This window comes from Bradyrhizobium sp. WSM4872, assembly GCF_055811715.1.
In genome coordinates this window covers 1-1,126 of sequence record NZ_JBVVPT010000067.1, presented here as the reverse complement: position 1 = coordinate 1,126, position 1,126 = coordinate 1, and the positions used below count along the sequence as shown (strand labels likewise).

Below are 1,126 nucleotides of genomic sequence, written 5' to 3'. Positions count from 1 at the left end.
CGTAGGCGGTGCGCGCATCGCGTGCCTTGGCGTTGAGGCGGACCAGGAGTTTGCGGGCGAGCGCGATGCGAATGACCATCTTTTCCTTTCCCGCAGCGACCAACCTCTTGCGGAAGTCGGCGAGGCTTTTGTCGTAGCGGGCGGCGGTGGCCGCGACGAGGAAGAGGATCGAACGGACCCCCTCGCGGCCCCCGCGGGTGGGTCGTTTGCCCTTTCGCTTACCGCTGTCATTTGCGATCGGGGCGAGGCCGGTAAGCTTGGCGATGGCCTTGTTCGACAGGATTCCGATCTCCGGCAGCTCGGCGTGCAGCCGGGCGACGGTCCGCCCTGCAACGCCCTTCACCTCGCGCCAGGACTCGGCGAGCTTTGCCCACAGCGGATCGTCGTCGATCATGGAAGCGATCTCCCCCTCGAGCTTGCGGGATTGGCGCTTCAGCAGGGCGATTACCTCGTCGATGCTCTCGCGCATTTCCGTGTTATCGAGCAGGCTGGCGCGACGCTGCTTCTGCACGATGAGATCGTCGGTAACCTGCCGGAGCCTTGCCACAAGGGCTTTCAGGCGCTGCTGGGCCCGGCTCGGCAGCGGGGTCGGAGCCAGGCTCTTGGCATCGGCGAAGCGGGCAATGACGGAGGAATCGATCCGGTCGGTTTTCTCCAGAATGCCCATCGCCTCGGCGTAGCGGCGGACGCTGCGAGGATTGGTCAACGCGCAGCTTATACCTCTCTCCCAGAGTTCGACGAATGGCCTTCGCTCATATCCGCCGCTGGCCTCCATGACCACCAGCTCCACGGCGTGTTCACGGCAGAACGCGGCCAACTTCGCAATGCCTGCCGTGTCGTTATCAAAGCTCGCGAACCGATGCCCGGGTTCGATGCAGACATCGAGCTTAGCTTTCGAAACGTCCACTCCACAAATCGTCTTCTTCACGGTAACCTGCCTTGTCCATGCGATTGGAACTCAAGCGACTGTTCGGTCGTACGTGACATGGCGAAGATCCCAGAGCTCACCCACGGTTGTAGCCGGAGGGGTAACGGGCGACATCGCCACGCGCCTTGGCCGGTGGCCACCGGCCAAGGCGCTAAGTCACTTCCATCGCACAAATGCTGGCCGTGCAGATACAAGGGG

General features: G+C 63.1%; 1 protein-coding gene. It reads right to left on the bottom strand.

Going from position 1 to position 1,126, the window contains the following annotated elements:
* Positions 1-928: IS110 family RNA-guided transposase (locus AC0L3C_RS36135; RefSeq protein ID WP_473410401.1), on the bottom strand; the 928-nt coding region annotated here is incomplete at its 3' end.
* Between the last annotated feature and the right edge of the window lie 198 nt (positions 929-1,126).